Below are 24,035 nucleotides of genomic sequence, written 5' to 3'. Positions count from 1 at the left end.
TTGTTAGTGCTTGCCAATGCGTGCGGGCAGATTAAGCTGGCCGCCGATTTCGTTGATTGGAGAGATTCATGTCCCGCCGCTTGCCCGTGATCCTGTTGCTCGTGCTGTTGCCGCTGTGGCTGGCCGCCAGTTATGGCGCGCGTTATGGCTTCATGGAGGATGGACAGTGGGTCGGCATCTGCGTCGATGAGGCGAGCCGCTGGGAATGCTCGGTGCGTTCGAACCTGGGGCTGATGATTCACTTCAAGGTATTGGGCTGGACTGCGCTGGGTGCGGCACTGCTCGGGTTTGTCTTGCCCGGCCGGGCAGGGTGGTGGCTGGCGGTGCTGGCGCTGGTGTTCGGGCTGCCGGCATTGGCGTTGTACAACACCACCCTGGCGGTGTTTGCGGTGGTGATCGCCGGGTTGCGCCTCGTCCGGGCGTCCCGCAGCGCCTGATAGATAAAGATCGCAGCCTTCGGCAGTTCCAACAGGCTTACACCGAACCCAATGTAGGAGCTGCCGAAGGCTGCGATCTTTTGATCTTGCTGTTTAATCAGCGACTGCGAACCCGCAGGCAACGCCACAACGCCGCCACCATCAACCCGCTGACCAGCGCCCAGCCCCAGGCCTGCTGGTTCTGCAGCCCTTCCTCGAACAGTTGCGGCGCAATGCTGGCGCCGATGATGAAGGTCAGCAGGGCGATTTCGCGGCGCGGCACGCTGACCGGACGGCACACGTAAACCAGCGCCGGCAGAATGAAGGCCATGCTGGCGAAGCTGCGATAACGCGCATCGAACACCATCTCCAGCATCATCACCGCCGCCGCAAAACCGGCGACAGCGACCAGCCAGCCGGCACGACGCTCCAGCCAGTTGAAGGCGCATTCACGCCAACCCTGACGGGCGCTCAAGGTCAGCGCCGCGTGCGCCAGCACCCAGAGATTCAATACCGTCAGCAAACCGACCCACAGCCATTCGCTGGCAAACCGCGTCGTCACCCGCGCCAGATCGCCCCAGGCGCCGATCGAGCAAGCGGCGACCGCGCCGAGCAGTGGCAGGATCAATGCCGATTGAGTGCTGCGAACCCGCCCGCCGAGCAGCAGCGTGCCGAGGAAAATCAGTCCGCCGACGCCCAGCCATTGCTTCCAGTACGGCACGTTGGTCACCGGCCCGGCGAGCACGCCCTTGTCCTGGCGATCCGCGTCGAACAGGCCCCAGTAGCCACCGACCGCGCCTTCGCTGCCACGTTTCCATGGCTGGTCAAACGCTTCGATCAGGTTGTAATGCCAGCCTTCCTTCTCGGCCATCGCGACAAAACCGCGAATAAACTTGGCCTCATTGACCCGGCTCGGCAGCGCGGTCTCACGCTGGCGCCCTTCGCTGGGCCAGCCGGTTTCGCCGATCATCACGTCCTTGGGCGCGAACTTGTTGCCGAACACCTGACGCACATCTGCTACGTGTTGCAGGGCAACGTCGATGTTCGACGGATCGTCTTCCCAGTACGGCAGCAGGTGAATGGTCAGGAAATCCACCGCCGGCGCGACTTCCGGATGCTTGAGCCAGAACTCCCAGACATCGGCATAGGTGACCGGTTGCCTGACCTGGCTTTTGACCTTGTTGATCAGTTTGGCCAGTTGCGCGCCGGTGACTTCCTTGCGCAGCAGGGCTTCGTTGCCGACGATCACTGCGCTGACCACGTCCGGGTTGGCGTTGGCTGAGGCAATCAGCAGGTCGACTTCTTTCTCTGTGTCTACCGGGTTGCTGTTGACCCAGGCGCCGATCATCAATTTCAAACCGTGCTTGCGCGCCAGTTCCGGCAGGGCTTCGAGGCCGGTCATCGAATAGGTGCGGATGCATTCGAAGCGCGTCGCCAGCAGGGCAAGATCGGCGTCCATGCGCTCCGGGCGCAGTTTGAACGGCACGTCGAACGGCGACTGATCCTTGTCGAACGGCGTGTAGGAGGCGCATTGCAACTTGTGCGTCGGGGTCGCGGCGTCCGGCAGGATCACCGGTTTGCCGAGGCCGTACCAGAAACCGCCAAGGGCAAACAGGCCGAGCAGGCAAGCGAAGAGATAAGGAACAAACGGGAAGCGGGACGTCGCGGACATGGTCAGGCCGAGTGGCTGCAAAGCGACGCATGTTACCTGCATTTATCCGCGGGTTGGTGGCCGGCATGATTTGCCATGCAAAGTTCGGGCGGATTATCTGGCGTCATTTATTCAACCGCGATTAATGGCTTTCTGATGTCGTTTCTCGTTGTCTTGAGGTCGCTGCCAGAGCAGGTCACGTTTGGCGTCAGGCCGATGATCGAAAGCGTCAGTACTCCACTGATGGTCGGGCGAGTTTGCGGTCAGGCGTGATGGGGGCGCTGTGCACCATAACAATACGTTGACGATGCCCGGCATCCGTCGGGCGCAGCATTTCGGGGAAGTAACGATGAAGATGCGACGACTTTTAGGCGCAGGTGCCGCTCTGGTGCTTGCGATGAGCTCCACATTCGCCAGCGCTGAAAAACAGACCCTGAACATCGGTTACGTTGATGGCTGGTCCGACAGCGTCGCGACCACCCATGTGGCGGCCGAAGTGATCAAGCAGAAACTCGGCTACGACGTGAAGCTGCAAGCCGTCGCTACCGGGATCATGTGGCAGGGCGTGGCCACCGGCAAACTCGACGCCATGCTCTCGGCCTGGCTGCCGGTTACCCATGGCGAATACTGGGCGAAGAACAAGGATCTGGTCGTCGATTACGGCCCGAACTTCAAGGACGCAAAAATCGGCCTGATCGTGCCGGAGTACGTCAAAGCGAAATCGATCGAAGACCTGAAAACCGACGACACCTTCAAAAACCGCATCGTCGGCATCGACGCCGGTTCAGGCGTGATGCTCAAGACCGATCAGGCGATCAAGGATTACGGCCTCGACAAATACACGCTCAAGGCCAGTTCCGGCGCCGGCATGATTGCCGAGCTGACCCGCGCCGAGAAGAAGAACGAATCGATTGCCGTCACCGGTTGGGTGCCGCACTGGATGTTCGCCAAGTGGAAACTGCGCTTCCTCGACGACCCGAAAGGCGTGTACGGCGCGGCTGAAACCGTGAACAGCATCGGCAGCAAAGAGCTGGATGCCAAGGCTCCGGAAGTGGCCAAGTTCCTGAAAAACTTCCAGTGGGCGTCGAAAGACGAGATCGGCGAAGTCATGCTGGCGATTCAAGACGGCGCCAAGCCTGAAGCAGCGGCCAAGGATTGGGTCGCCAAGCACCCGGATCGCGTGGCTGACTGGACCAAATAACCACACCTGACGCAGTACACCTTGTAGGAGTGAGCCTGCTCGCGATTGCGGTCTTTCAGTGACTGAGATGTCGACTGATATGACGCCATCGCGAGCAGGCTCACTCCTACATTTGTTTCTGGCCAGCCCCTACTTTCAGGGTTTGCGGCTGTCTCGACGCCTCTTTCCAAATATTTCGGCTAATTACAGTCCGAAAATTGGCGAAAATGTCATGTCGTTCTAATACTAAGGTCGTCTGGAAGCCGTTCCGCAGCCGCATACAGTGGATACGTTCCAACAATAATCTGTGCTGCGAGGATAAAAACAATGAACGACAGCATTTACCTCTCGATTCAAAACAGCCCGCGCTTCAAGGAGCTGGTGAGAAAAAGAGAAAAGTTCGCCTGGATACTCTCGGCGATCATGCTCGGGCTGTACTCCGGATTCATCCTGCTGATCGCGTACGGGCCGCAAGTGCTCGGGGCGAAGCTCAGTCCCGGGTCTTCGATCACCTGGGGCATTCCGATCGGTGTCGGCCTGATTGTCTCGGCCTTCATCCTGACCGCGATCTACGTACGGCGCGCCAACGGCGAGTTTGACGACCTGAACAATGCGATTCTCAAGGAGGCTCAGCAATGATCCGGCGTCTACTGGCTCTTTTGAGCATCGCAGCGTTCGCCCCGGCCGTCTGGGCCGCTGACGCCTTGACTGGCGAAGTCCACAAACAACCACTCAACGTCTCCGCGATCGCCATGTTCGTGGTGTTCGTCGGGGCCACCCTGTGCATTACCTACTGGGCGTCCAAGCGCAACAAATCGGCCGCCGACTACTATGCGGCGGGCGGCAAGATCACTGGTTTCCAGAACGGTCTGGCGATTGCCGGTGACTACATGTCGGCGGCGTCCTTCCTGGGGATTTCCGCGCTGGTGTTCACCTCCGGCTACGATGGCCTGATCTATTCGATCGGCTTCCTGGTGGGCTGGCCGATCATTCTGTTCCTGATCGCCGAGCGCCTGCGCAACCTGGGCAAATACACCTTTGCCGACGTGGCGTCCTACCGCCTCGGGCAAACCCAGATCCGTACCCTGTCTGCCTGTGGTTCGCTGGTGGTGGTGGCGTTCTACCTGATCGCGCAAATGGTCGGTGCCGGCAAACTGATCCAGCTACTGTTCGGCCTCGACTACTACGTCGCTGTGATTCTGGTCGGTATCCTGATGTGCATGTATGTGCTGTTCGGCGGCATGCTGGCGACCACCTGGGTGCAGATCATCAAGGCTGTGCTATTGCTGTCCGGTGCCTCGTTCATGGCGCTGATGGTGATGAAACACGTCAACTTCGACTTCAACATGCTGTTCTCCGAAGCGATCAAGGTTCACCCCAAAGGTGAGGCGATCATGAGCCCGGGCGGTCTGGTGAAAGATCCGGTTTCGGCGTTCTCCCTGGGGTTGGCGCTGATGTTCGGTACCGCCGGCCTGCCGCACATCCTGATGCGCTTCTTCACCGTGAGTGACGCCAAGGAAGCGCGCAAGAGCGTGTTGTACGCCACGGGTTTCATTGGCTACTTCTACATCCTGACCTTCATCATCGGCTTCGGCGCGATCCTGCTGGTCAGCACCAACCCGGCCTTTAAAGATGCAGCGGGCGCTCTGCTCGGCGGCAACAATATGGCGGCGGTGCACTTGGCTGACGCGGTGGGTGGCAGCATCTTCCTCGGCTTTATCTCGGCGGTGGCGTTCGCGACCATTCTGGCGGTTGTGGCGGGTCTGACCCTGGCCGGTGCGTCCGCGGTGTCGCACGACCTGTATGCCAGCGTGATCAAGAAGGGCAAGGCCAACGACAGGGATGAAATTCGCGTATCGAAGATCACCACCATAGCACTGGGCGTGCTGGCCATCGGCCTGGGCATCCTGTTCGAAAGCCAGAACATCGCGTTCATGGTCGGCCTGGCGTTCTCCATCGCGGCAAGCTGTAACTTCCCGGTGCTGCTGCTTTCGATGTACTGGAAGAAGCTGACCACCCGTGGTGCGATGATCGGCGGCTGGCTGGGGCTGGTGAGTGCGGTGGGGCTGATGATCCTTGGCCCGACCATCTGGGTGCAGATTCTGCATCACGAGAAGGCGATCTTCCCGTACGAGTACCCGGCTCTGTTTTCGATGGTCATTGCGTTCATCGGTATCTGGTTCTTCTCGATCACCGACAAGTCGGCGGCTGCCGAGAACGAGCGGGCGCTGTTCTTCCCGCAGTTTGTGCGTTCGCAGACGGGGTTGGGGGCGAGTGGGGCGGTTTCGCACTGATCGCTTGATGGTTTTTTAAATGTTGTGCTGAATGCCCCGGTTGAGAGATCGGGGCATTTTTTTGTGGGCGGTTATCGGGCTGGAATTGTGTACATATCCGTTGCTGCGGTAACGGCGGCTTAGGGTTTCGCCCTTACGGCGACTCACTTTTTTTACAAACACCTAAAAAAGTAAGCAAAAAAACGCTTGCTCCTGCGTCCGGCCCGCTCGCTGGGGCTCGGGGTCCCTTCGCTCCGGGATCGATCCGTGCGCAGCGCCTACGATTTGCTTCGCTGCACCTCCTCTCGCTGTGTTTGGCTTCGCCAAACGGTCGCTGCGCTCCCACCCCCGGATCAATCCCTCCACTCAGCCTTCCGACGTCGCCCGTGGATCAAGATCAAGAGCAGGCGAGCTGACACTCGGCCTTAAGGATGCGGGCGGTCGCGGCGGGAGCGTGCTTGCCGGCCCGTCGGACGAGCAATTTCTAGTGGGGGTACCGGGTTCAATTGTAGGAGCTGCCGAAGGCTGCGATCTTTTGCTCTGGCTCTGGCTCTGGCTTTTGATGTGGTTCTGGCTTTTGATGTGGCTTTTGATCTTTTGCCCCTTCGGCAGGCCGAGCGAAGGTGTTCATCAGGGGGTAGGCGCGCAGCGCCGTTCGACGAAGTCGAACACATCGAGAGGAGGTGCAGCGAAGCAAACCGTAGGCGATGCCCCCGGATGGACACCGTAGCGAGGGAACACTGAGCCTCAGCGAAGTGCCGTACGCCGGGGCAAAGCCTTTTGCTTACTTTTCGGCGTTTGGAAAAGTGAGTCGCTGTAAGAGCGAAACCGCCAGCGGCAACACCCGCAAAAACGGATATGCCCCCTAACCACAGTCACAGTCGGCCCGCAGGCCGCTGAGACCAAACAAACAAAAACGGCCCCTATATAAACAGAGGCCGTTCCCGGTACAACTTCAAGACATTATCGCAAGACAGGTCTTATTTGCGGTCTTCCAACTTGGTGATATCACGCGACTCGTAGCCGGTGTACAGCTGGCGCGGACGGCCGATCTTGTACGGGCTGGAGAGCATCTCTTTCCAGTGGGAGATCCAGCCGACAGTACGTGCCAGGGCGAAAATCACGGTGAACATGCTGGTTGGAATGCCGATCGCCTTGAGGATGATCCCCGAGTAGAAGTCGACGTTTGGGTACAGCGAGCGTTCGATGAAGTACGGGTCGGTCAGAGCGATCTCTTCCAGGCGCATGGCCAGTTCGAGTTGCGGATCGTTGTTGATGCCCAGCTCTTTCAGTACTTCGTCGCAGGTCTGCTTCATGACAGTCGCGCGAGGGTCGCGGTTCTTGTAAACGCGGTGACCGAAGCCCATCAGCTTGAACGGATCGTTCTTGTCCTTGGCCTTGGCGATGAACTTGTCGATGTTGGACACATCGCCAATCTCGTCGAGCATGGTCAATACGGCTTCGTTCGCACCGCCGTGGGCAGGGCCCCACAGTGCGGCGATGCCGGCGGCGATACAGGCGAACGGGTTGGCACCCGAAGAGCCGGCCAGACGCACGGTGGAGGTCGACGCGTTCTGCTCGTGGTCGGCGTGGAGGATGAAGATCCGGTCCATGGCCTTGGCGAGCACCGGGCTGATCGGTTTGATCTCGCACGGGGTGTTGAACATCATGTGCAGGAAGTTTTCCGCGTACGTCAGGTCGTTGCGCGGGTACATCATGGGTTGACCCATGGAGTACTTGTAAACCATCGCTGCCAGGGTCGGCATCTTGGCAACCAGACGGATCGCGGAGATTTCGCGATGCTGCGGGTTATTGATGTCCAGGGAGTCGTGGTAGAAGGCCGAGAGGGCGCCGACTACGCCGCACATGACGGCCATCGGGTGGGCGTCGCGACGGAAGCCGTTGAAGAAGGTTTTCAGCTGCTCGTGAACCATGGTGTGGTTTTTCACGGTGCTGACGAACTGGGCCTTCTGTTCTGCGGTCGGCAGTTCGCCGTTGAGCAGCAGGTAGCAGGTTTCCAGGTAGTCCGACTTTTCAGCCAGCTGTTCGATCGGGTAGCCGCGGTGCAACAGAATGCCGTTGTCGCCGTCGATATAGGTGATTTTCGATTCGCACGAGGCGGTCGACATGAAACCCGGGTCGAAAGTGAAGCGGCCCGTGGCCGTCAGGCCCCGAACATCAATTACATCGGGACCAACGGTGCCGGTTAAAATGGGCAGCTCGACGGGGGCTGCGCCCTCGATGATCAACTGCGCTTTTTTGTCAGCCATGTGGCCTCCTATTTATGCTTGAACCATCAGACAGACCCCCCACGCAGGGCCCGCACCACTATAGTGAGATAAATTCGAATGTCAATTTGCCTAAAGTCTTGCTCCAGAAGGCTTTAAGCGCACTTTTTCCTCGAAATTGACTGCCATTTACGCCTTTTATGCGACTTGTGCAATCAGCTATTGGGGGTAGGTGATTGCGTTGTCATTAGTAGCCTAACTGTCTATACTCGGCCACCGACCGCCAAGGGCTTTTGGGCTTGCTTTCATTGGGGGTCGCATCCCTGGGTGGTGGTTACCTGACCAGTGCACTCCCCAACAACTTTGCCCTGATTGTTAGGGGCTCTTCAGTGTGAAAAAAAAGCCGTGAAAAGCCAACGACCTGTAAACCTAGACCTAAGGACCATCAAACTCCCAGTCACTGCTTACACGTCCATTCTTCACCGAATCTCCGGTGTCATCCTCTTTGTGTGCCTTGCCATCATGCTTTACGCATTGGACAAGTCGCTGAGCTCCGAGGAAGGCTTCGGTCAGGTGAAAGCGTGTCTGACCAGTCCGCTAGCCAAGCTAGTGATTTGGGGCATCCTGTCCGCTCTGCTGTATCACCTGGTTGCCGGTGTGCGCCATTTGATCATGGACATGGGCATCGGTGAGACGCTGGAAGGCGGCAAGCTGGGCTCGAAAATCGTTATCGCCGTTTCCGTGGTGGTAATCGTTCTGGCAGGAGTTTGGATATGGTAACTAACGTCACGAACCTCTCGCGTTCGGGCCTCTATGACTGGATGGCGCAACGTGTGTCGGCGGTCGTTCTCGCGGCTTACTTCATCTTTCTGATCGGATACGTCGTGGCCCACCCAGGCCTCGAGTATGCCCAGTGGCATGAACTGTTCGCCCACAACGGGATGCGTATTTTCAGCCTCCTGGCCCTTGTTGCCCTCGGCGCTCACGCCTGGGTCGGCATGTGGACCATCGCGACTGACTACCTGACGCCAATGGCGTTCGGCAAGTCCGCGACGGCTATACGTTTCCTTTTCCAGGCAGTATGCGGCGTTGCGATGTTCGCTTACTTCGTCTGGGGTGTGCAGATTCTCTGGGGTATCTGAGTCATGGCTAACATTCCAACGATTTCTTTCGACGCCATCATCATTGGTGGTGGCGGTGCCGGCATGCGCGCTGCGCTGCAGCTGGCACAGGGCGGTCACAAGACTGCGGTGATCACCAAGGTTTTCCCGACCCGTTCGCACACTGTATCCGCCCAGGGCGGCATCACCTGCGCAATCGCGTCCGCCGACCCGAACGATGACTGGCGCTGGCACATGTACGATACCGTCAAGGGTTCCGACTACATCGGTGACCAGGACGCTATCGAATACATGTGTCAGGAAGGCCCGGCTGCCGTTTTCGAGCTGGACCACATGGGTCTGCCGTTCTCGCGTACCGAACAGGGTCGTATCTACCAGCGTCCGTTCGGTGGTCAGTCCAAGGACTACGGTAAAGGCGGCCAGGCTGCTCGTACCTGCGCGGCGTCCGACCGTACCGGTCACGCGCTGCTGCACACGCTTTATCAGGGCAACCTGAAAGCCGGCACCACGTTCTTGAACGAGTACTACGCTGTCGACCTGGTGAAGAACCAGGAAGGCGAATTCGTCGGTGTGATCGCGATCTGCATCGAAACCGGCGAAACCTCGTACATCCGCGCCAAAGCCACTGTGCTGGCGACTGGCGGTGCTGGCCGTATCTACGCCTCCACCACCAACGCCCTGATCAACACCGGTGACGGCGTTGGTATGGCTCTGCGTGCCGGCGTACCGGTACAAGACATCGAAATGTGGCAGTTCCACCCGACCGGCATCGCCGGCGCCGGTGTCCTGGTGACCGAAGGTTGCCGTGGTGAAGGTGGTTACCTGATCAACAAGCACGGCGAGCGTTTCATGGAGCGTTATGCTCCGAACGCGAAAGACCTGGCCGGTCGTGACGTGGTTGCCCGTTCGATGGTTAAAGAAATCATCGCCGGCAACGGTTGCGGTCCGAATGGCGACCACGTGATGCTCAAACTCGACCACCTGGGCGAGGAAGTGCTGCACAGCCGTCTGCCAGGCATCTGCGAACTGTCGAAGACGTTCGCTCACGTTGACCCGGTGGTTGCGCCGGTTCCGGTTGTTCCGACCTGCCACTACATGATGGGCGGCGTTGCCACCAACATTCACGGTCAGGCGATCACCCAGAACGCCGAAGGCGTGGACCAGATCATTCCGGGTCTGTTCGCGGTAGGCGAAGTGGCTTGCGTATCGGTGCACGGTGCCAACCGTCTGGGCGGCAACTCGCTGCTCGACCTGGTGGTATTCGGCCGCGCTGCCGGCCTGCACCTGGAAAAGGCGCTGACCGACGGTATCGAATACGACGACGCTACCGAATCCGACATCGAAGCTGCCCTGTCGCGCCTGAACGCGCTGAACGGCCGTACCGATGGCGAAGACGTGGCCACCCTGCGTCGCGAGCTGCAAAGCTGCATGCAGAACTACTTCGGTGTATTCCGTACTGGCGAGTACATGCAGAAGGGTATCGCTCAGCTGGCCGATCTGCGCAAGCGCATCGCCAACGTGAAGATCAACGATAAGTCGCAAGCGTTCAACACCGCGCGTATCGAAGCTCTGGAACTGCAAAACCTGCTGGAAGTGGCTGAAGCTACCGCCATCGCGGCCGAAGTACGTAAAGAGTCCCGCGGCGCTCACGCCCGTGAAGACTTCGAAGACCGTGACGACGAAAACTGGCTGTGCCACACCCTGTACTTCCCGGGTGAGAAACGCGTCGCCAAGCGTGCCGTAAACTTCTCGCCGAAGACTGTTCCGACTTTCGAACCTAAAGTCCGGACTTATTAAGGGTGACCGCCATGTTGCAAGTCAGTGTTTATCGCTACAACCCTGATCAGGACGCTGCGCCGTTCATGCAGGAATTCCAGGTCGATACCGGTGGTAAAGACCTGATGGTGCTGGACGTGCTGGCCCTGATCAAAGAGCAGGACGAGGGTTTCTCCTATCGTCGCTCTTGCCGTGAAGGTGTCTGCGGCTCCGACGGCATGAACATCAACGGCAAAAACGGCCTGGCGTGCATCACGCCGCTGTCCGCCGTCGTAAAAGGCAACAAGTTGATCGTTCGTCCGCTGCCAGGTTTGCCGGTTATCCGTGACCTGGTTGTCGATATGAGCATCTTCTACAAGCAATACGAGAAGGTTAAGCCTTACCTGCAGAACGACACGCCGGCTCCGGCCATCGAGCGTCTGCAGTCCCCTGAAGAGCGTGAAAAGCTCGACGGTCTGTACGAGTGCATCCTGTGCGCCTGCTGCTCGACCTCGTGCCCGTCCTTCTGGTGGAACCCGGACAAGTTCCTGGGCCCGGCTGCACTGCTGCAAGCGTACCGCTTCCTGGCAGACAGCCGTGACACCAAGACGTCCGAGCGTCTGGCTTCGCTCGATGACCCGTTCAGCGTCTTCCGCTGCCGGGGCATCATGAACTGCGTCAACGTATGTCCGAAAGGCCTGAACCCGACTAAGGCCATCGGTCACATCCGTAACATGTTGCTCTCGAGCGGCGTGTGATTCAGCTGCTGTAACCGTAGAACCGCTGTACCGAAGAGGCTGTGGCGCGGGCTTCAACCCGCGTCATGGCTATAACCAGAGCAGTAGCCACAAGCTGCAGCTCTTATTTTGAAGAAATGAGACAAGCAGGGGCATCCGGGCTGGTACCCGGACTATCAGCGTGATCCTAAGTGGCTTGTTTTGGTCGCTGCATTCGGACTTCTGCAAGTTTGCTCGGTATTGACGCCGATGGTGTTCCCCTAACCGAGGGTGACCAAGCATGCAAGAAAGCGTGATGCAGCGCATGTGGAACAGCGCCTACCTTTCAGGTGGAAACGCTGCCTATGTGGAAGAGCTTTATGAGCTCTACCTGCACGACCCTAACGCTGTGCCAGAAGAGTGGCGCACCTACTTTCAGAAGCTGCCAGCCGACGGCAGCTCTGCCACTGATGTTTCGCACTCCACAATTCGCGATCATTTCGTGCTGCTGGCAAAGAACCAGCGCCGCGCCCAACCGGTTTCCGCCGGCAGCGTGAGCAGTGAGCACGAGAAGAAGCAAGTTGAAGTGCTGCGATTGATCCAGGCCTACCGTATGCGTGGCCACCAGGCAGCCCAGCTTGACCCGCTGGGGCTGTGGCAGCGTCCTGCACCTGCAGACCTGTCGATCAATCATTACGGCTTGACCAATGCCGATCTTGATACGACCTTCCGTGCCGGCGACCTGTTCATCGGCAAAGAGGAAGCGAGCCTACGCGAAATTCACGAAGCGTTGCAGCAGACATATTGCCGCACCATCGGCGCTGAATTTACGCACATCACCGATTCCGAGCAGCGCCAGTGGTTCCAGCAGCGTCTGGAAAGCGTGCGTGGTCGTCCGACGTACTCCGCCGACATCAAGAGCCACCTGCTTGAGCGCGTGACTGCCGGTGAAGGCCTGGAGAAATACCTGGGCACCAAATACCCGGGCACCAAGCGTTTCGGTCTGGAAGGCGGCGAAAGCCTGATCCCGATGCTCGACGAGCTGATCCAGCGTTCCGGTTCCTACGGCACCAAGGAAGTCGTCATCGGCATGGCCCACCGTGGCCGTCTGAACGTGCTGGTCAACACCTTCGGCAAGAACCCGCGCGAGCTGTTCGACGAGTTCGAAGGCAAGAAGAAGGTCGAGCTGGGTTCCGGTGACGTTAAATACCACCAGGGCTTCTCGTCCAACGTGATGACCGCCGGCGGTGAAGTTCACCTGGCCATGGCGTTCAACCCGTCCCACCTGGAAATCGTTTCCCCGGTGGTAGAAGGTTCGGTTCGCGCTCGTCAGGATCGTCGTAACGACCCGACGGGTGAGAAGGTTCTGCCGATCTCCATCCACGGTGACGCGGCATTCGCCGGTCAGGGCGTGGTCATGGAAACCTTCCAGATGTCGCAGACCCGCGGTTTCAAGACCGGCGGTACCGTGCACATCGTGATCAACAACCAGGTTGGTTTCACCATCAGCAACCCGCTGGACTCGCGTTCTACCGAGTACGCCACCGACGTTGCGAAGATGATCCAGGCGCCGATCCTCCATGTGAATGGTGACGATCCGGAAGCCGTGCTGTTCGTGACCCAGCTGGCCATCGACTACCGCATGCAGTTCAAGCGTGACGTGGTGATCGACCTGGTCTGCTACCGTCGTCGCGGCCACAACGAGGCCGACGAGCCAAGCGGTACCCAGCCTCTGATGTACCAGCAGATCACCAAACAGCGCACCACCCGTGAGCTGTACGCTGATCGTCTGACTCAGGCCGGTGTACTGGACGCTGAGCGTGTTCAGGCCAAGGTCGACGAGTACCGCAACGCGCTGGACAACGGTCTGCACGTAGTGAAATCGCTGGTCAAAGAGCCGAACAAAGAGCTGTTCGTGGACTGGCGTCCGTATCTGGGCCACGCCTGGACTGCGCGTCACGACACGCGCTTCGATCTGAAGACCCTGCAAGAACTGTCCGCCAAGCTGCTGGAAATTCCGGAAGGCTTCGTGGTTCAGCGTCAGGTCGCGAAGATCTACGAAGACCGTCAGAAGATGCAAGCCGGCGGCCTGCCGATCAACTGGGGTTACGCCGAAACCATGGCGTACGCGACCCTGGCGTTCGAAGGTCACCCGATCCGCATGACCGGTCAGGACATCGGCCGCGGTACGTTCTCGCACCGTCACGCTGTACTGCACAACCAGAAAGACGCGGGCACCTACATTCCGCTGCAGAACCTGTACGACGGTCAGCCACGCTTTGACCTGTACGACTCGTTCCTGTCGGAAGAAGCGGTACTGGCCTTCGAATACGGTTACTCGACCACCACGCCGAACGCGCTGGTGATCTGGGAAGCCCAGTTCGGCGACTTCGCCAACGGTGCACAGGTTGTTATCGACCAGTTCATCACCAGCGGCGAGCACAAGTGGGGCCGTCTCTGCGGTCTGACCATGCTGTTGCCACACGGCTACGAAGGTCAGGGCCCTGAGCACAGCTCGGCACGTCTTGAGCGTTACCTGCAGCTGTGCGCCGAGCACAACATTCAGGTGTGCATGCCGACCACCCCGGCCCAGATCTACCACTTGCTGCGTCGTCAGGTGATTCGCCCGCTGCGCAAACCTCTGGTAGTGCTGACGCCTAAGTCGCTGCTGCGCCACAAGCTGGCCGTCTCGACTCTGGAAGATCTGGCTGAAGGTTCGTTCCAGACCGTGATCCCGGAAATCGATGCCCTGGACCCGAAAAAGGTCGAGCGCGTTGTTCTGTGTAGCGGCAAGGTCTACTACGACCTGCTGGAAAAACGTCGTGCCGAAGGCCGTGACGATATCGCCATCGTGCGTATCGAGCAGCTGTATCCATTCCCTGAGGACGACTTGAAAGAAGTCCTGGCGCCTTACACCAACGTCAAGCATGCCGTTTGGTGTCAGGAAGAGCCGATGAACCAGGGCGCCTGGTACTGCAGCCAGCACCACCTGCGTCGCAGCATCGGTAACCTCGACAAGTCTCTCGTACTCGAGTACGCGGGCCGTGAGGCTTCTGCTGCCCCAGCTTGTGGTTACGCATCGATGCACGCCGAGCAGCAGGAAAAACTGCTGCAAGACGCGTTTACCGTTTAATGCCTTCGCGCACCTGAAACCGAATTTAAGGAACCACAGATAATGGCTATCGAGATCAAAGCCCCCACTTTCCCGGAATCGGTTGCCGATGGCACCGTTGCCACCTGGCACAAAAAACCGGGCGACGCCGTCAAGCGTGACGACCTGATCGTCGACATCGAAACCGACAAAGTCGTACTGGAAGTGCTGGCGACCGCCGACGGCGTGCTGGGCGCAATCGTCAAGAACGAAGGCGACACCGTTCTGTCCGACGAAGTCCTGGGCTCCATCGAAGCGGGCGGCGCTGCTGCCGCTGCTCCAGCCGCTGCTGCCGCTGCTGCCGCTGCCCCGGCTGCTGCCGAAGGCGAAGACGATCCTGTTGCTGCTCCGGCTGCGCGCAAGCTGGCTGAAGAAAACGGCATCAACATCGCTTCCGTTGCCGGTACCGGCAAAGGCGGTCGTGTGACCAAGGAAGACGTGGTCGCTGCTGTTGCCGCGAAGAAAGCCGCTCCGGCTGCTGCTCCTGCGAAAGCCGCTGCTCCAGCCGCTGCTGCTCCGGTATTCGCTGCCGGCGACCGCGTTGAGAAGCGCGTACCGATGACCCGTCTGCGTGCCAAGGTTGCCGAGCGTCTGGTTGAAGCCCAGTCGAACATGGCCATGCTGACCACTTTCAACGAAGTCGACATGACCGAAGTCATGGCACTGCGTTCGAAGTACAAGGACCTGTTCGAGAAGTCCCACAACGGCGTACGCCTGGGCTTCATGTCGTTCTTCGTGAAAGCCGCCACCGAAGCACTGAAGCGCTTCCCGGCAGTCAACGCTTCGATCGACGGCGCGGACATCGTTTACCACGGCTACGCCGACATCGGTGTTGCCGTTTCCAGCGACCGTGGCCTGGTTGTACCGGTTCTGCGTAACGCCGAGCTGATGAGCCTGGCTGAAATCGAAGGCGGCATCGCCACTTTCGGCAAGAAAGCCCGTGACGGCAAACTGTCGATGGAAGAGATGACCGGCGGTACCTTCACCATCACCAACGGTGGTACCTTCGGTTCGATGATGTCGACCCCGATCGTCAACCCGCCGCAGGCAGCGATTCTGGGCATGCACAACATCATCCAGCGTCCTATGGCCATCAACGGTCAGGTCGTGATCCGTCCGATGATGTACCTGGCACTGTCCTACGATCACCGTCTGATCGATGGCAAAGAAGCTGTGACTTTCCTGGTGACCATCAAGAACCTGCTGGAAGATCCGGCGCGTCTGTTGCTGGATATCTGATAGAAGCAGCCATGCGCTGCAGGTGGCGTACCGCCGGAAACGGCGGTACGGCCTGCAGCGCGCGGCTTGAAGCTTTTCGCTAAAGAGGATTTTTTGAATGTCGCAGAAATTTGACGTAGTAGTGATCGGTGCCGGCCCTGGCGGCTATGTAGCTGCCATCAAGGCCGCGCAGTTGGGTCTCACCACTGCCTGCATCGAGAAGTACACCGACGCTGAAGGCAAGCAAGCCCTCGGCGGTACTTGCCTGAACGTCGGCTGCATTCCGTCCAAGGCGCTGCTGGACAGCTCCTGGAAGTACAAGGAAGCCAAAGAGAGCTTCAACGTTCACGGTATCTCGACTGGCGAAGTCAAAATGGACGTCGCTGCGATGATTGGCCGCAAGGCTGGCATCGTCAAGAACCTGACCGGCGGCGTTGCCACCCTGTTCAAGGCCAACGGCGTTACTTCGATCCAGGGCCACGGCAAGCTGCTGGCTGGCAAGAAAGTCGAAGTCACCAAGCCGGACGGCTCGGTTGAAGTCATCGAAGCTGAAAACGTCATCCTGGCTCCAGGCTCGCGTCCGATCGACATTCCACCGGCTCCGGTCGATCAGAAAGTCATCGTCGATTCGACTGGCGCGCTGGAATTCCAATCCGTACCAAAACGTCTGGGCGTCATCGGCGCTGGCGTGATCGGTCTGGAACTGGGTTCGGTATGGTCGCGTCTGGGCTCCGAAGTGGTTGTCCTCGAAGCACTGGACACTTTCCTGATGGCAGCGGACACCGCTGTTTCCAAGGAAGCGCTGAAAACCCTGACCAAACAGGGTCTGGACATCAAGCTGGGCGCTCGCGTAACCGGTTCGAAAGTCAACGGCGACGAAGTCGTTGTGAACTACACCGATGCCAACGGCGAACAGTCCATCACGTTCGACAAGCTGATCGTAGCCGTTGGTCGCCGTCCGGTGACCACTGATCTGCTGGCTGCCGACAGCGGCGTGACCCTGGACGAGCGCGGTTTCGTGCACGTTGACGATCACTGCGCCACCACCGTACCGGGCGTCTACGCCATCGGTGACGTGGTTCGCGGCATGATGCTGGCGCACAAAGCCTCGGAAGAGGGCATCATGGTTGTCGAGCGCATCAAGGGCCATAAAGCCCAGATGAACTATGACCTGATCCCTTCGGTTATTTATACTCACCCGGAAATCGCGTGGGTTGGCAAAACCGAGCAGGCCTTGAAAGCCGAAGGCGTTGAAGTTAACGTCGGCACCTTCCCGTTCGCCGCTTCCGGCCGTGCCATGGCCGCCAACGATACCGGTGGTTTCGTCAAGGTCATCGCTGATGCCAAGACCGACCGCGTATTGGGCGTGCACGTGATTGGCCCGAGCGCTGCAGAACTGGTTCAGCAAGGCGCGATCGGTATGGAATTCGGCACCAGCGCTGAAGACCTGGGCATGATGGTTTTCTCCCATCCGACCCTGTCTGAAGCCTTGCACGAAGCTGCTCTGGCGGTGAATGGCGGCGCCATCCACATTGCCAACCGCAAGAAGCGTTAAGACACAATAAGAAACCACGGCGGTAACGGCCCGTCGTGAGCCTTGCGAGCAAGTCTCACCGCGGAATGTCCGCTGGACGCAGTCTTGCGTAGCTGCACCGGGTACCCGGAAAAGCTACGCAAGCAGCAGTCACAGGTGGCGCGGCACTCATCAAGAGCGCAGCGCCGAATGCGCAGTACCTAACGAAGACGGTAAAAAGCATGAATCTTCACGAGTATCAGGGTAAGCAGCTGTTCGCTGAATACGGCCTGCCAGTTTCCACTGGTTACGCAGTAGACACCCCGGAAGCAGCAGCAGAAGCTTGCGACAAAATCGGCGGCAGCGAGTGGGTTGTCAAAGCCCAGGTCCACGCCGGTGGTCGCGGTAAAGCGGGCGGCGTCAAGCTGGTTCGCAACAAAGAAGACGCCAAGGCCTTCGCACAGCAGTGGCTGGGCAAGCGTCTGGTGACTTACCAGACTGACGCCAATGGTCAGCCAGTCACCAAGATCCTGGTTGAATCGTGCACTGATATCGCTAAAGAGCTGTACCTGGGCGCTGTCGTTGACCGTTCGAGCCGTCGCATCGTGTTCATGGCTTCCACCGAAGGTGGCGTGGACATCGAGAAAATCGCTCACGACACTCCAGAAAAAATTCTGAAAGCCACTATCGATCCACTGGTTGGCGCTCAGCCATTCCAGGGTCGCGAGCTGGCGTTCCAATTGGGTCTGGAAGGCAAGCAAGTTGCCCAGTTCGCCAAGATCTTCGTAGGTCTGGCCAAACTGTTCCAGGATCACGATCTGGCTCTGCTGGAAGTGAACCCGCTGGTGATCAAGGCTGACGGCGATCTGCACTGCCTGGACGCCAAGATCAACATCGACGCCAACGCCATGTACCGTCAGCCTAAGCTGAAGACTTTCCACGATCCGTCGCAAGACGATCCGCGCGAAGCGCACGCTGCCAAGTTCGAACTGAACTACGTAGCGCTGGAAGGCAACATCGGCTGCATGGTCAACGGTGCCGGTCTGGCCATGGGTACCATGGACATCGTCAACCTGCACGGCGGCAAGCCAGCCAACTTCCTCGACGTAGGTGGTGGTGCAACCAAGGAACGCGTAACTGAAGCGTTCAAGATCATCCTGTCCGACACCAACGTCGCTGCAGTACTGGTCAACATCTTCGGCGGCATCGTTCGCTGCGACATGATTGCCGAAGGCATCATCGGCGCCGTGAAAGAAGTCGGCGTGAAAATCCCGGTTGTTGTTCGCCTTGAAGGCAACAACGCTGAGCTGGGCGCTAAAGTACTGGCAGAAAGCGGTTTGAACATCATCGCTGCTACCAGCCTGACCGACGCTGCTCAACAAGTTGTCAAAGCTGCGGAGGGCAAATAATGAGCGTCCTGATCAATAAAGACACCAAAGTTATCTGCCAGGGTATTACCGGTTCGCAAGGTAGTTTCCACACCCAGCAAGCCATCGAGTACGGCACCAAGATGGTGGGTGGTGTTACTCCAGGCAAAGGCGGCACCGAGCACCTGGGTCTGCCAGTATTCAACACCGTTAAAGACGCAGTAGCCGCCACTGGCGCTACCGCCAGCGTGATCTACGTTCCGGCTCCTTTCTGCAAGGATTCGATCCTGGAAGCAGCGTTCGGCGGCATCAAGCTGATCGTCTGCATCACCGAAGGCATCCCTACCCTGGACATGCTGGACGCTAAAGTTAAGTGCGACGAGCTGGGTGTTACCCTGATCGGCCCTAACTGCCCAGGCGTGATCACCCCAGGCGAATGCAAGATCGGCATCATGCCAGGTCACATTCACTTGCCAGGCAAGGTCGGTATCGTTTCGCGTTCCGGCACCCTGACCTACGAAGCTGTGAAGCAGACCACTGACGCCGGTTTCGGTCAGTCGACTTGCGTCGGCATCGGTGGTGACCCGATCCCGGGTTCGAACTTCATCGACATCCTGAAGCTGTTCCAGGAAGACCCGAAGACCGAAGCGATCGTGATGATCGGTGAGATCGGCGGTTCGGCTGAAGAAGAAGCGGCTGCCTACATCAAGGCACACGTGACCAAGCCGGTTGTTTCCTACATCGCTGGTGTGACTGCTCCTCCGGGCAAGCGCATGGGCCATGCTGGCGCAATCATCTCTGGCGGCAAAGGCACTGCAGACGAGAAATTCGCTGCGCTGCAAGACGCAGGCGTGAAAACCGTGCGTTCGCTGGCAGACATCGGCAAGGCCCTGGCCGAGCTGACCGGTTGGGCTGTCAAGTAAGCCTCGCGCTTAGCTGACGCTTCACCAAACAAAGGCCACCTTCGGGTGGCCTTTGTCGTTTCTGGCATTTGGTTGGCTTTTGTGGCGAGGGGATTTATCCCCGATGGGCTGCGAAGCGGCCCCAAAACCGGTGAATACAGTCGTCTGAAAGAATCTCCGGTATAAATCAGGGCCGCTGCGCGCCCCATCGGGGATAAATCCCCTCACTACATAGTCTGGCTCTTCCTGCAGAGTTTTCTGTAGGAAAAATAAATGCGTAAACGCGACACAGACACGTCGTGTATCGGATAGTTCGCCCTCAAACAGTGCGTTTGTCAGACAAATTCGTTAGGCTAGCAGCCATTTTTGCGTCTGCCGCCCACAAGGCATGCAACGCGCTAAACGGGTCAGTCTTATACGGACTGACAGCATTTCCCTAACCCCACAGGGAAATCCCCCTCTAAATTCCGATTCAGTAGTGTGGTATTTCCTTAATGAAAGTCTTGAAAGGTCAGGACATCCTGGCACTTGGTTTTATGACATTTGCCCTGTTCGTCGGGGCCGGTAACATCATCTTCCCGCCGATCGTCGGCTTGCAGTCCGGACCCAACGTCTGGATGGCGGCGCTGGGTTTCCTGATCACGGCGGTGGGTCTGCCGGTGGTCACTGTCGTTGCCCTGGCCAAGGTTGGCGGCGCGATGGACGCGCTGAGTAGCCCGATCGGCAAGATCGCCGGCGGTGTGCTCGCCGCTGCGTGCTACCTGGCGGTTGGCCCGCTGTTCGCCACCCCGCGGACCGCGACCGTGTCGTTCGAAGTGGGTCTGGCGCCGCTGACCGGCGAAAGCCCGCTGGCGCTGTTCCTCTACAGCTCGGTGTACTTCCTGCTGGTGTTCTTCATCTCGCTGTATCCGGGCCGTCTGCTCGATACCGTTGGCCGTTTTCTCGCGCCACTGAAGATCATTGCCCTGGCGGTGCTCGGTATTGCTGCGTTCGCCTTGCCGGCCGGTGATATCGGTCAGGCCACGCCTGAATACGTCGCGGCGCCGTTCTCCCAGGGTTTCATCAATGGTTACCTGACCATGGATACCCTGGGCGCCTTGGTGTTCGGCATTGTCATTGTCAACGCGATCCGCTCCCGTGGCGTTGACTCGCCTGCGCTGATCACCCGTTACGCAATCATTGCCGGCCTGATCGCCGGTGTCGGCCTGGCGCTGGTCTACATCAGCCTGTTCCGCCTCGGTTCCGGCAGCCATGAAGTCGCGGCGGGTGCCACCAACGGCGCGGCGGTGCTGCACGCTTATGTGCAACACACCTTCGGTTCGCTGGGCAGTGGTTTCCTTGCAGTGCTGATCTCGCTTGCATGCCTGGTGACGGCGGTGGGCCTGACCTGTGCCTGCGCGGAATACTTCAGCCGCGTGCTGCCCCTGTCCTACAAGACCCTGGTGATCATCCTGGCCGCGTTCTCGCTGCTGGTGTCGAACCTGGGCCTGACCAAGCTGATTGCCTTCTCGATCCCGGTACTGACTGCGATCTACCCGCCGTGCATCGTTCTGGTGGCCCTGAGCTTCTGCAAGGACTTCTGGCATGAACACGGCCGCATCCTCGGCCCTGTGATGCTGGTGTCGTTCGTGTTCGGCACCATCGACGCGCTGAAGGGCGCCGGTCTGGCTGACTGGATGCCGTCGCAGCTGTCGCATCTGCCGCTGAGCGAGCAGGGCCTGGCGTGGCTGGTGCCTTGTGTCATGACCCTGGTGGTCGCCGTGGTCTGCGATCGTCTGCTGGGCAAGCGCAGTGAAGCGGTTGCCTGACGTTGTCTGACCCGCCACAAGCGGGTCTTCAGCGCTTAAACAGAAATGCCCCGTATCAATCGATACGGGGCATTTTTTATGGGCGTCTGGCAGTGTCTTTTTCTCTGAGTCAGCGTCGAAGCACTGCAAAGATTTTATGTAATGCATTCACACTTCACAGGAAAACGAATGTCGTTCATCCAAGCCAACCTGATCCATCTGCTGGCCGCGCTCTGGTTTGTCATCTGCTGGGGCGGCTACACCCGTTATGCGTCGTGGAAGGCCCGCGACACGGCTTGCCTGGCCAGCGTGTTGCACCTGTACCGCGAAGACTGGATGCGTCGCATGCTGCTGCGCGACAACCGCATTGCCGACGCCAGTGTGATCGGCAATCTGGAGCGTAACGCCTCGTTCTTTGCCTCCAGCACCCTGATCATCCTCGCCGGCATTCTCACCGTACTGGGTGCGTCCGAGCGCGCCGTGTCGTTGTTGGCGGACATTCCGATGGTCCAGCAGGCGTCGCAGGGCATGTCGGAGATCAAGTTGCTGTGCCTGGCGCTGGTGTTTGTCTATGCCTTCTTCACGTTCAGCTGGTGCATGCGCCAGTACAACTTTGCGGCGGTGCTGGTCGGCTCGGCGCCGATGATCGGTGAGCGTCAGGTTTCCGAGCAGGAGCGCAAAGCCTTCGCGCTGCGGGCGGCGCGGGTCATTTCGATGGCGGCCAACCAGTTCAACTTCGGCCTGCGCTCTTATTACTTCGGGATGAGCATGCTGGCGTGGTTTGTCAGTCCGTGGCTGTTCATGTTGATGAGTGCCGGGGTCGTGCTGGTGTTGTATCGCCGCGAGTTTCATTCCGACGTTCTTGACGTGATGGTCTATACCCCTACAGAGGCGTCGTTGCCCGAATCCAATAAAGAGGCTGCTTGATGAGTATTCCGTTCTGGTGTGTGTTTATCAGTGCATTGTTGATTTACATCGCGCGTATGCCGGTGGGCAAAGCCATGAAAGAGCAGGGCGGTTACAACAACCACCTGCCGCGCCAGCAACAGGCGCAACTCACTGGTTATGGCGCGCGGGCACTGGCGGCGCATCAGAACAGCATTGAAGCGTTCATCCTGTTTGCGGTCGGCGTGCTGATGGCGCACACCACGCAGACTCAGGGATGGTTGATTGATGCCCTGGCGATCATCTTCGTGATTGCGCGAATTCTCTACCTGTGGCTCTATCTGGCCGATAAGCCGTCCGCGCGTAGCCTGATGTGGCTGGTCGGCCTGATTTGCAGTTTGTTGTTGATGATTAGTCCGACTTTTAGAACCGTACTGCTTTAATACAGCCTCGAAGCCAACACTGACAAAAAATCACAGGCAAAAGAAAACCCGCACTTGGCGGGTTTTCTTTTTCTGCATCAAGTCGCAATTATTGCTTCTTGGCAGCTTCTTCCTGAGCAGCTTGATTCGATTCAGCCTGAGCTTTGGCAGCTTCGGCGTTTTCTTTTGCTGCGTCGTTCACTTTATCCTGAGCTTTGTTCATGTCTTGCTGAGCTTGCTCAGCATGTTTGTTGGCATCTTGAGCTTTGTCCTCGGATTTTTTATCGCAGGCAGCGAGACCGAGGGAAGCGGTCAACATCAAGGCAATAGCTAAAGTCTTACGCATGGGGTGTTTCTCCTTATGGAAATTAACTACTGGCCTTAAGAGCACAGCCCCAAAGGTTAAGTTCCTCATTTCGTTCAGATATATAAGTTTGTTTTTTAGTGGAACTTTTGCCGTATTTCCTACTACTGGCACAAGGCTCTAACGAGAGTAATTATCAAATGGCTGAGAACCCCGTTTTTGAGCGCGCGACACGATTTCTTTCGGCTCTGCGTCATTGTCAGGTGCTCGGTTTGACGCTGCACAGCGCCAGCAGCGAAGGGCTGACGGTGAAGCTGCCGTACAGCGCGCAAATCGTCGGCAACCCGCAGACCGGGGTCATCCATGGCGGCGCCATCACTTCGCTGATGGACACTGCGTGCGGCATGTCCACGTTGTGCGTGCTGCCGGAATTCGAAGTCTGCCCGACCCTGGATCTGCGCATCGACTATATGCACGCCGCCGAACCCAACAAGGCTGTCTACGGCTTTGCCCAGTGTTACCGGGTCACCACCGACGTGATCTTCGCCCGCGGCTTTGCCTATCAGGATGACCCGCAGCAACCGATCGCCCATGTCGTCGGCACATTCATGCGCATGGGCAAGGGGCTGAAGGGCACTCACGGGTTCGGCGGCACGATCAAAGGAGAGCGCTCATGAGCGATGACTGGAAGCAACAATTGCTGCTGGCCCACGCCCAAGGCGATTACGCACCGCTGCTGGGGATGATTCCCTACGCCGGGCTGATCGGCGTCGAATGCTCGCGAGTCGGTGATGAATTGCTGTTCAAGCTGCCGGCGAATAAGGACAACATTGGTAACCCTTTATTGCCGGCCATTCACGGCGGGGTGATCGCCGGGTTCATGGAGCTGGCGGCCGCGTTGCATCTGCTGATCTTCACCGGGGCGCCCGGGGTGCCGAAGATCATCGACTTCTCTCTGGATTACCTGCGCGCCGGGCAGTTTCGCGACACCTGGGCCAAGTGTCAGGTCTGTCGCCAGGGCCGGCGCGTGGCCAACGTCGCTATCACGGCCTGGCAAAGCACCGAGAGCGAACCGATTGCCACCGCCCGCGCGCATTTCAAAATCGATGAGCCCTTGAAATCCTGAACGCTGCCCCCAACTCAGTG

At 58.7% G+C, this 24,035-nt stretch carries 21 protein-coding genes; 18 read left to right on the top strand and 3 right to left on the bottom strand.

The genetic code is table 11. The features are described 5' to 3' along the window. Nucleotides 1-68 precede the first annotated feature (68 nt). On the top strand, nt 69-437 hold the full coding sequence (locus HBN98_RS00380; RefSeq protein WP_083366574.1) for a hypothetical protein: 369 nt from the start codon (nt 69-71) through the stop codon (nt 435-437). A gap of 97 nt (nt 438-534) precedes the next feature. Here the strand turns inward: HBN98_RS00380 and HBN98_RS00375 are convergent, their stop codons facing one another. Beyond that, nucleotides 535-2,130, bottom strand: coding sequence for a glycoside hydrolase family 17 protein (locus tag HBN98_RS00375; protein WP_083366573.1), 1,596 nt, complete (start codon nt 2,128-2,130; stop codon nt 535-537). Nucleotides 2,131-2,416: 286 nt separating this feature from the next. Between HBN98_RS00375 and HBN98_RS00370 the strand changes: the two genes are divergently transcribed. The 3 genes from HBN98_RS00370 (at nt 2,417) to HBN98_RS00360 (ending at nt 5,541) form a co-directional block, all read left to right on the top strand. After that, on the top strand, nt 2,417-3,268 hold the full coding sequence (locus HBN98_RS00370) for a glycine betaine ABC transporter substrate-binding protein (protein WP_064586628.1): 852 nt from the start codon (nt 2,417-2,419) through the stop codon (nt 3,266-3,268). Nucleotides 3,269-3,574: 306 nt separating this feature from the next. Next, complete coding sequence (locus HBN98_RS00365) at nt 3,575-3,886, top strand: DUF485 domain-containing protein (RefSeq protein ID WP_027613950.1); 312 nt, start codon at nt 3,575-3,577, stop codon at nt 3,884-3,886. Further along, nucleotides 3,883-5,541, top strand: a complete 1,659-nt coding sequence (locus tag HBN98_RS00360) for a cation acetate symporter (RefSeq protein ID WP_083366572.1) — start codon at nt 3,883-3,885, stop codon at nt 5,539-5,541. Before HBN98_RS00365 ends, HBN98_RS00360 begins: the two co-directional genes overlap by 4 nt. A 959-nt stretch (nt 5,542-6,500) precedes the next feature. On the opposite strand, the gene gltA is transcribed toward HBN98_RS00360, so the two are convergent. Further along, on the bottom strand, nt 6,501-7,790 hold the full coding sequence (gene gltA, locus HBN98_RS00355; protein ID WP_003222994.1) for a citrate synthase: 1,290 nt from the start codon (nt 7,788-7,790) through the stop codon (nt 6,501-6,503). 363 nt (nt 7,791-8,153) lie between these two features. On the opposite strand from gltA, the gene sdhC reads away from it, so the two are divergent. The 12 genes from sdhC (at nt 8,154) to HBN98_RS00295 (ending at nt 22,606) form a co-directional block, all read left to right on the top strand. After that, entirely contained in the window at nt 8,154-8,528 is a 375-nt protein-coding gene (gene sdhC, locus HBN98_RS00350) for a succinate dehydrogenase, cytochrome b556 subunit (RefSeq protein ID WP_016773673.1), read from the top strand. Continuing rightward, nucleotides 8,522-8,890 (top strand): succinate dehydrogenase, hydrophobic membrane anchor protein, encoded by a 369-nt coding sequence (gene sdhD, locus HBN98_RS00345; protein ID WP_003222999.1) that lies wholly within the window; start codon nt 8,522-8,524, stop codon nt 8,888-8,890. Before sdhC ends, sdhD begins: the two co-directional genes overlap by 7 nt. Before the next feature lie 3 nt (nt 8,891-8,893). Continuing rightward, the gene (gene sdhA / locus HBN98_RS00340; protein WP_003223001.1) at nt 8,894-10,666 is read left to right on the top strand and encodes a succinate dehydrogenase flavoprotein subunit; all 1,773 of its coding nucleotides are present in this window, start codon (nt 8,894-8,896) and stop codon (nt 10,664-10,666) included. 11 nt (nt 10,667-10,677) lie between these two features. Next, the gene (locus HBN98_RS00335) at nt 10,678-11,382 is read left to right on the top strand and encodes a succinate dehydrogenase iron-sulfur subunit (RefSeq protein WP_003223007.1); all 705 of its coding nucleotides are present in this window, start codon (nt 10,678-10,680) and stop codon (nt 11,380-11,382) included. A 259-nt stretch (nt 11,383-11,641) separates the two neighbouring features. Beyond that, nucleotides 11,642-14,473, top strand: coding sequence for a 2-oxoglutarate dehydrogenase E1 component (locus HBN98_RS00330; RefSeq protein ID WP_064586630.1), 2,832 nt, complete (start codon nt 11,642-11,644; stop codon nt 14,471-14,473). 42 nt (nt 14,474-14,515) lie between these two features. Next, nucleotides 14,516-15,730: a 2-oxoglutarate dehydrogenase complex dihydrolipoyllysine-residue succinyltransferase gene (gene odhB, locus HBN98_RS00325; RefSeq protein ID WP_083366571.1), complete on the top strand. Its 1,215-nt coding sequence runs from the start codon at nt 14,516-14,518 to the stop codon at nt 15,728-15,730. A gap of 97 nt (nt 15,731-15,827) precedes the next feature. Beyond that, nucleotides 15,828-17,264 (top strand): dihydrolipoyl dehydrogenase, encoded by a 1,437-nt coding sequence (gene lpdA, locus HBN98_RS00320; protein WP_064586632.1) that lies wholly within the window; start codon nt 15,828-15,830, stop codon nt 17,262-17,264. A 200-nt stretch (nt 17,265-17,464) separates the two neighbouring features. Then, complete coding sequence (sucC, locus tag HBN98_RS00315; RefSeq protein WP_003223015.1) at nt 17,465-18,631, top strand: ADP-forming succinate--CoA ligase subunit beta; 1,167 nt, start codon at nt 17,465-17,467, stop codon at nt 18,629-18,631. Then, nucleotides 18,631-19,512, top strand: coding sequence for a succinate--CoA ligase subunit alpha (sucD, locus tag HBN98_RS00310; RefSeq protein WP_003223019.1), 882 nt, complete (start codon nt 18,631-18,633; stop codon nt 19,510-19,512). Before sucC ends, sucD begins: the two co-directional genes overlap by 1 nt. Nucleotides 19,513-19,985: 473 nt before the next feature. Beyond that, nucleotides 19,986-21,299, top strand: a complete 1,314-nt coding sequence (gene brnQ / locus HBN98_RS00305; protein WP_064586633.1) for a branched-chain amino acid transport system II carrier protein — start codon at nt 19,986-19,988, stop codon at nt 21,297-21,299. A gap of 168 nt (nt 21,300-21,467) precedes the next feature. Continuing rightward, nucleotides 21,468-22,205: a DUF599 domain-containing protein gene (locus HBN98_RS00300; protein WP_064586634.1), complete on the top strand. Its 738-nt coding sequence runs from the start codon at nt 21,468-21,470 to the stop codon at nt 22,203-22,205. Next, on the top strand, nt 22,205-22,606 hold the full coding sequence (locus tag HBN98_RS00295) for an MAPEG family protein (RefSeq protein ID WP_064586635.1): 402 nt from the start codon (nt 22,205-22,207) through the stop codon (nt 22,604-22,606). Before HBN98_RS00300 ends, HBN98_RS00295 begins: the two co-directional genes overlap by 1 nt. Nucleotides 22,607-22,694: 88 nt before the next feature. Here HBN98_RS00295 and HBN98_RS00290 read toward each other — a convergent pair whose 3' ends face one another. Further along, the gene (locus HBN98_RS00290; protein WP_064586636.1) at nt 22,695-22,931 is read right to left on the bottom strand and encodes a hypothetical protein; all 237 of its coding nucleotides are present in this window, start codon (nt 22,929-22,931) and stop codon (nt 22,695-22,697) included. 158 nt (nt 22,932-23,089) lie between these two features. Between HBN98_RS00290 and HBN98_RS00285 the strand changes: the two genes are divergently transcribed. Together HBN98_RS00285 and HBN98_RS00280 are read left to right on the top strand one after the other, a co-directional pair. Beyond that, nucleotides 23,090-23,566 carry a PaaI family thioesterase gene (locus HBN98_RS00285; protein ID WP_064586637.1) on the top strand — a complete coding sequence of 159 codons (477 nt, stop codon included), beginning with the start codon at nt 23,090-23,092 and terminating at the stop codon, nt 23,564-23,566. Further along, entirely contained in the window at nt 23,563-24,015 is a 453-nt protein-coding gene (locus HBN98_RS00280) for a PaaI family thioesterase (RefSeq protein ID WP_064586638.1), read from the top strand. The genes HBN98_RS00285 and HBN98_RS00280 overlap by 4 nt, the downstream gene beginning before the upstream one ends. The last annotated feature ends 20 nt before the right edge of the window (nt 24,016-24,035 follow it).

The sequence above is a fragment of the Pseudomonas koreensis genome (assembly GCF_012986595.1).
In the GTDB taxonomy this organism is placed as follows: Bacteria; Pseudomonadota; Gammaproteobacteria; order Pseudomonadales; family Pseudomonadaceae; genus Aquipseudomonas; species Aquipseudomonas koreensis.
This window is presented reverse-complemented; position numbering and strand designations above follow the sequence as displayed.